8 protein-coding genes are annotated in these 6,259 nt (G+C 63.7%); 7 read left to right on the top strand and 1 reads right to left on the bottom strand.

What is annotated here, in order from left to right; genetic code table 11:
* The 6 genes from VGD20_RS10955 to VGD20_RS21820 form a co-directional block, all read left to right on the top strand.
* Positions 1–1,022 (top strand): Mur ligase family protein (locus VGD20_RS10955; RefSeq protein ID WP_331134478.1); only part of this gene is annotated, 1,022 nt, incomplete at its 5' end.
* Between the two features lie 69 nt (positions 1,023–1,091).
* Positions 1,092–1,586 carry a MarR family transcriptional regulator gene (locus tag VGD20_RS10950; protein ID WP_331134477.1) on the top strand — a complete coding sequence of 165 codons (495 nt, stop codon included), beginning with the start codon at positions 1,092–1,094 and terminating at the stop codon, positions 1,584–1,586.
* Between the two features lie 423 nt (positions 1,587–2,009).
* Positions 2,010–2,594: a helix-turn-helix transcriptional regulator gene (locus tag VGD20_RS10945; RefSeq protein WP_331134476.1), complete on the top strand. Its 585-nt coding sequence runs from the start codon at positions 2,010–2,012 to the stop codon at positions 2,592–2,594.
* 74 nt (positions 2,595–2,668) lie between these two features.
* A complete protein-coding gene (locus VGD20_RS10940; protein WP_331134475.1) occupies positions 2,669–3,004 on the top strand; it encodes a hypothetical protein in 336 nt (111 codons plus the stop codon).
* Between the two features lie 44 nt (positions 3,005–3,048).
* Positions 3,049–3,528, top strand: a complete 480-nt coding sequence (locus tag VGD20_RS10935) for a hypothetical protein (protein ID WP_331134474.1) — start codon at positions 3,049–3,051, stop codon at positions 3,526–3,528.
* Between the two features lie 30 nt (positions 3,529–3,558).
* On the top strand, positions 3,559–4,023 hold the full coding sequence (locus tag VGD20_RS21820) for a MarR family transcriptional regulator (protein WP_414714566.1): 465 nt from the start codon (positions 3,559–3,561) through the stop codon (positions 4,021–4,023).
* Positions 4,024–4,058: 35 nt separating this feature from the next.
* Here VGD20_RS21820 and VGD20_RS10925 read toward each other — a convergent pair whose 3' ends face one another.
* The gene (locus VGD20_RS10925) at positions 4,059–5,726 is read right to left on the bottom strand and encodes an AMP-binding protein (protein ID WP_331134473.1); all 1,668 of its coding nucleotides are present in this window, start codon (positions 5,724–5,726) and stop codon (positions 4,059–4,061) included.
* A gap of 136 nt (positions 5,727–5,862) precedes the next feature.
* On the opposite strand from VGD20_RS10925, the gene VGD20_RS10920 reads away from it, so the two are divergent.
* A partial coding sequence (locus tag VGD20_RS10920; protein ID WP_331134472.1) for a hypothetical protein occupies positions 5,863–6,259 on the top strand: 397 nt, incomplete at its 3' end.

Below are 6,259 nucleotides of genomic sequence, written 5' to 3'. Positions count from 1 at the left end.
GATCGGTCGGCCAGACGCGCCACAATGCCAATCTGCCGCACGGCATCGCATGGAACCTCGCTTCGATCCCGTGGGATACGCCGCATGTCGTGCTCGAACTCGCGATCGGCCGGATGGCGCGCAACGCGCGGCTGGCGCGGCCCGATATCGCCATCTTCACCAATATCCTGCCTGCGCACCTCGAACATCATCACGATCTCGCGACGGTCGCGGCGCGCAAGAGCGCGATATTCGAGGGGATGGAACGCGGCAGCGTGGCGATACTCAATCGCGACATGGCCGAATGGGAACGCGTGCACATGGCAGCCCGGATTCGCGGCCTCCGCATCGTGCATTACGGGGTATCGGAAAGCTGCGATTTCCGGCTGCTCGAATATGATCCGGCCGGGCATCAGGTCTCGGCGCTGATCGGGGGTAGCGAGGTTCGCTATTTCCTGGGCGCGGCCGGCGAGCATATGGCGCTCAACAGCCTGGCCGTCCTGGCCGCCGTGGCGGCGACCGGCGGCGATATCGAACCTGCGATCGCGACCTTCGCCACCTTTGTTCCCGTCGCGGGTCGCGGCGAGCAGCGTGAGCTGTCGTTCGGGGTACGTCACGTAACGCTGATCGACGACGCCTATAATGCCAATCCCGGCTCGATGGTCGCCGCCCTGTCGCTGCTCGGGAGCGTCGGGGGAGACCGCCGGAAAGTCGCGGTGCTTGGCGAAATGCGCGAACTGGGGCCGGACGCCGCGACCTATCACGCAGAGCTGGCGCCGCTGATTGCAGCGCATGGCATCGGTTGCGTCCACGCGGTCGGGGACCTGTATCGGGACTTCTGGCGGTCGATACCGGACGACCGGCGCGGGCGCCGCGCGAGCTCGGTCGAAGAGCTGAAAGCCGGCTTTCTGACAGAATTGCGGGACGGCGACGTGCTCTTGCTCAAGGGATCACACAGCACATCGATGCACGAGTTCGTCGACTGGCTGAAGTCCATGGCCAATCCGGCGGTAGGGCATTGCGAGGCGGAGGAGGCGTTTTAGCGTCGGGGCGCTTTTCCCCGGCGGACGATAGCAAACAAGGTTGGCTGAACCAGGGGAAGGAGCCGATTGATGCGGGACGGACCGGACGATGCCGGGAAGATTGTCGGCGTGGCCGCCAACCCCGGCGTCTTGCGCGCGGTCGAGGCGCTGTCGCGCGCCGCGGCGCGGAACAGCAGCGTCGCTGAAAAGCTGCTTGTCGAGGGTGCGCGGCAGTTGCTGCAGGCCCGGCTGAAGATGGCCCGGATCGCGCCCCCGGGGCTGCTGCGCGATTCGGCATGGGACATGATGCTGGAACTGTTCATCAGCGGGGAGGAAGGCGGGATCCTGTATGTGAAGCAATTGATGCTTGCATCGGGCGAATCGTCGACGGCTGCGATGCGCCGCATCGACAGGCTGGAAGAAGCCGGATTCCTGGAAAGATTCCCCGATCCGCTCGATCGCCGGCGCGTCATCGTGCGGCTGAAGGACCGCGGACGTTCGGCGATGCTGGCGATGCTGGAGCATGTGTTCGAGCCCGCCGCGGCTCCGGCGCCGGTCGAAGGGACGCCGCAAGATACCGGTTGAGCGTCATTCTCGGGCCTGCCGCGACATGATGTGCAACTGGCGAGGAGAAAGAGCGATCGATTTCGAGGCGCGTCGCCTCCCATAGCATCGTCGAGCGGGCATCGCCGGGCTGCGATGCGCCAATTCACCCGGCTTTTGAGGGCAGCACGCCGGGTCGCGTTGTCCGCCGAAACGCGCACGGTGCGGATTCGGCATGTCATTTTCCGGTACAACCCACCCAAATTCCGCAAATATTGAGAGCGATGCCGTGAAGGCATGGTGCGAAGTCGCGATTCCCGGGGGCCCTGATATGCCCCATGGAAAAGCACGATGCTGTGGTCAATACGGTGTAAAGGGAGTTTTGCCGGGGAAACGAATGGTTCGTTGTAATGATGAGGTGCCGTGATATGGGCTGCTCTTGCGGGCGCGAGCAATCGAAAACGGATGAGCCAGGATAATTCACCACCAGATCCGGGCGCGGCCAGGCCCGGGGGATTGAGCGCGGGCGAGATTGCCTGTCTGCAATGGGTATCCTCCGGCCTCGGTTCAAAGGAAATCGCCCGCAAGCTCGACATATCGCCGCATACCGTAGACGCGCGGCTGAAGTCGGCGTGCAAGAAACTCGGTACCAAGTCGCGCTTCGTAGCGGCGAAAATCCTCGAGGATGCGGGGGTTTCCGTACCGATCCCGGAGGGCGAGCAAGTCGATACCAGTTTGGTATATGAAATCTTGGAACTTCCAAGCAGCCCCGACGATGGCGACAAGGGGCCATCGGCGAGGGAAGGCGACAGTCTCGGCGATCTCGAACATAGCAGTCCCCGGCAACCGGAATCGCGAGACGATTCCGGCATGGGGAAGCCTTGGCCCGAGCCTTCGCATCTGATCGCCAAATTCTTTGGGGGCGAAAACCGGCTTTCGATCTGGCAGCGTGTCGCCATCATCGTGATGATCGCGATGGGTGCGGGGCTTACCTTCGGCGTTCTCCTGAACGGGTTCGCCGGCGTGTCGAAGCTTTTGTCGCCTCCATGATGGGGCTTGTCCGTTGAGGGCGGCCGGAGAGGGAAAATATGCCCAAGGAACGTCTCGCACTTGCAAAAAAGGTTGTGACCCAAGTGCATGAAACCGAAGCCGCCATTGACGCGGCGATCGTAAAACTGGGGGGGCTGGTGACCTTGCTCCCCGAGGCGCAGGCAGCGGCAAAATTGTCGCCGGTCGCAAGCGACGCGACGTTCGGATATCTTCAGCTGGCTATCGCCGGGCTGTTCGACGGGCGGACGAATATGGTGGCGCTCCACAACGAGCTTTCGAGCGTCAAGGACAAGATGGGCCTGCGTAATATCGTCGTCGGCACCGGTGATCTCGGCAAGTTGCTGCCGAGCAACGGACAGATTGCCGAGGCCGACGAAATCGCCGCGGTCGAAGAAGCCAGAGCGGCTTGACGGCTTCGTCGGGTACGGCCTGAGCGGGTGAAGGGCCGGCATTTGTGATCTGGGGTATCGTCTATCTTGTCTCGCTCCTCGCTGTGTTCATCCAGGTGCTGCGCATCGGGGAGCGAGAGACCTGTTTCGCAATCTTGACGCTGGTTGCAGGCTCGGTCCTGACGTTTGTCAGCCTGATCATTGCCAATTCACGCTTCGATGTCTTCAGCCTGCTTGTCACGACGCTCGACTTCGTGGTGCTGGCTGTCTTTCTGGGGCATGCGCTGGTCAGTCGGCGTTACTGGACGCTTTGCTTGCCCGCCTTTCAACTTCTCACCTGCATGACGCACGTGATGAAATTCGTCCTGCCGGACCTTTGGCCACGCCTCTATTCGGCGGGGCAGGGTTTCTGGGCCTACCCGCAAATGCTGGTCATATTGCTGGCCGCTATGTGGGTCAGGGCCGATGCCGGCGCACGGCGAGGAGAGGACGGGGCAGCGGATTCGCCGGGGCATGAGGGCGGCATATCTGCTTCCGGCGAATAGAAGGCGCTGCCGTCTTTCGCTGGTCTGCGCATGGCCCGTATCGCGACGACGACCGTGAAGCTCGCCATATTTGCGAGAAAGAATTTTATGATGGATTGGATCGGGTTCGCGGAACCCCCGTCAAATCGTCGGCAAGCTGTCGCTTCCGCCGGGCGAAAGCTCGACCCCAAGGCCAGGGCGCTGCTGGCTCGCGACTGGATTCGGAAGCGCCGCCATCGCGATCATTTTTTTCCGGCAGGAATCTTTGCCGATCCGGCGTGGGACATGCTGCTCGATCTCTATGCCGCCCATTATGAAGGGAAGGTCGTGACCATATCCAGCCTTTGTATTGCTGCATCGGTGCCGGCCACGACGGCTCTTCGCTGGGTCCGGGTGATGAGTGACAAAGGCTGGTTTGTCCGCATCAAGGATCGCCAGGATGGCCGGCGCGCTTTCATTCACCTCAGCGACCCCGCGATTTCCCAGCTCGACGCCTATTTCGACACCGCGTTATGACGAGCGTGCGCGGGGGTGACGCAAGAGGGCGCCGTTCAGGATGCTTCCTCCGCCCGCAGCGCCTTGCGGTCGAGCTTGCCGATCATCGTCTTGGGCAGGTTCAGCCGCACCTCGACCGCGCTGACGCGTTCATGCTTGCCGAGCTGGGGGTTGAGCCAGGCGGCGAGCGTGTCGCCCGAGACGTTGAAACCTTCTTCGAGCGTCACGAAGGCTTTCGGGGTCTCGCCGTGATAGGCATCGGGGACGCCTAGCACGATTGCTTCCTTGACCGCGGGATGTTCGTGGAGATGCGCCTCGATCACGCTCGGATAGACCTTGAAGCCCCCGACCGCGATCATGTCCTTCAGCCGGTCGACGATCCGGATATAACCATCGGCCTCGACCATCGCGACGTCGCCCGTGCGCAGCCAGCCATCGGCGGTGAAGCTGTCCGTGTCGGCGTCGGGCCGGTTCCAGTAGCCCTGCATGATCTGCGGTCCCTTGACCGCAAGTTCGCCGGGTTCGCCGTCCGGGGCGTCCTTCGACGGGTCTTCCTTGTCGAGCAGCCGGATGTGCGTCGCGGGCAGCGGCTGGCCGATCGTGCCCGGCCGGACCGGACCCTCATAGGGATTGGTCGCAACGACGCCCGAGCTTTCGGTCAGGCCATAGCCCTCGACAAGCGAGGCACCGGTCGCCGCGACGAATTTCTCGCGCAGTTCGGCCGACATTGGGGCGCCGCCCGAGATGCAGACGCGCAGACTCGAGAAATCGGTCGTGGCGAGATGGGGGTGGTCGAGCAGCGCCTGGTACATCGTCGGCACGCCGGGCAGCGCGGTCGTCTTCGTCCGCGTGATCGCCTCGAGCGCCTGCTTGGCATCGAAGCGCGGCAGCATCGTGATCGTCCCGCCGTTGAGGATCGTGCGGTTGAGGACGCAGGTGTTCGCGAAGACGTGGAAGAAGGGGAGGACGCCAAGGATGCGATCCTCGGCGTCATGATCGGGGTCGATCGCATTCACCTGCCGCGCGTTGGCGGTCAGGTTCTGGTGTGTCAGCTTTGCGCCCTTTGGCGTTCCCGTCGTGCCGCCGGTGTACTGGATCAGCGCGATATCCTTTTCGGCATCGATCAGGGCGGGTTCGGGCCGGCCGTCGTTGTCGGTGAGCGCCGAGAAACGGATGACGCGCGAATCCTCGGGCAGCGCCGCGACCTCGCTGCGCTTGAACAGGCGATAGAGGACCGATTTTGCGGCCGGCAGCCCGCCGGCGACCGAACCGACGACGAGCTGGCGGAGGCTCGATCCGTCGAGGACCTTCAAGGCCGTGGGCAGCAGCGCCGCGGCGCTGATCGTGAACAGGGTGTCGGTGCCCGAATCCTCGACCTGCGCCTCGAGTTCGGCGACGGTGTAGAGCGGCGAGAAATTGACGACCGTCGCCCCCGCGGCGAGTGCGCCATAATAGGCGGCGACATAATGCGGCACGTTGGGCAGGAAGAGGCCGACGCGGCTGCCCTTGCCGATGCCGCGCTGCTGAAGTCCCCTGGCGACGCGTGCAGCGCTGCGCGCGACCTCGGCGTAGCTGAACTGGCGGCCCAGAAAATCGAGCATCGGCGCATCGCCGCGCCGTTCGACGCTGGCGGCGAGCATGTCGGGAAGCGACAGCGGTGCAAAAGACTGGTCCCACGCGGTGGGGTGGCGATAATCGGTCGACCAGGAAAAGCGGCTATCCATTGCGGGCGGGCGTCCTTCGGAACGGGAGAGGGTTCCTTACACTAGGGTCAGTAAGCGTCGATTTGCAACCGCGCTTGCTTGCGGCGCGCCGTTGCCCTCGCTAGGCAGAGCCATGTTTACCGTCAGGGGTCTTGCCATGTTGCCACTGTCACCGCGCTTTGCCGTGCCGCTCGCCATTCTTGCCTGCGCCGTCGCCGTGCCGGCGGTCGCGAAGGACAAGGAGCCGCCGGTGCCCCCCGCGCAGATCCGCGAGCTCTATGCGTGCCGCGATATCGCCGACTCTGCGGCGCGGCTTGCCTGTTTCGACCGCGAGGTTGGCGAGCTTTCCGCCGCCGATACGGCGCGCGAAATCACCTTCACCGACCGCGAAACCGCCAAGAAGGCGCGGCGCGGCCTGTTCGGCTTTTCCTTCCCCAAGCTGGGCGGGATTTTCGGCGGCGACGAAGAGGCGATCAAGGAAATCGAAACCACCATCCGCGCAGTCAGCACCGACCAGTCGGGCAAATACCGCCTTGTCATGGAGGATGATGCGG

It is taken from the genome of Sphingopyxis sp. (assembly GCF_036402335.1).
Taxonomy (GTDB): domain Bacteria; phylum Pseudomonadota; class Alphaproteobacteria; order Sphingomonadales; family Sphingomonadaceae; genus Sphingopyxis.
The sequence above is the reverse complement of the archived record's forward strand: the minus strand, read 5'-3'. Positions and strand labels throughout refer to the sequence as shown.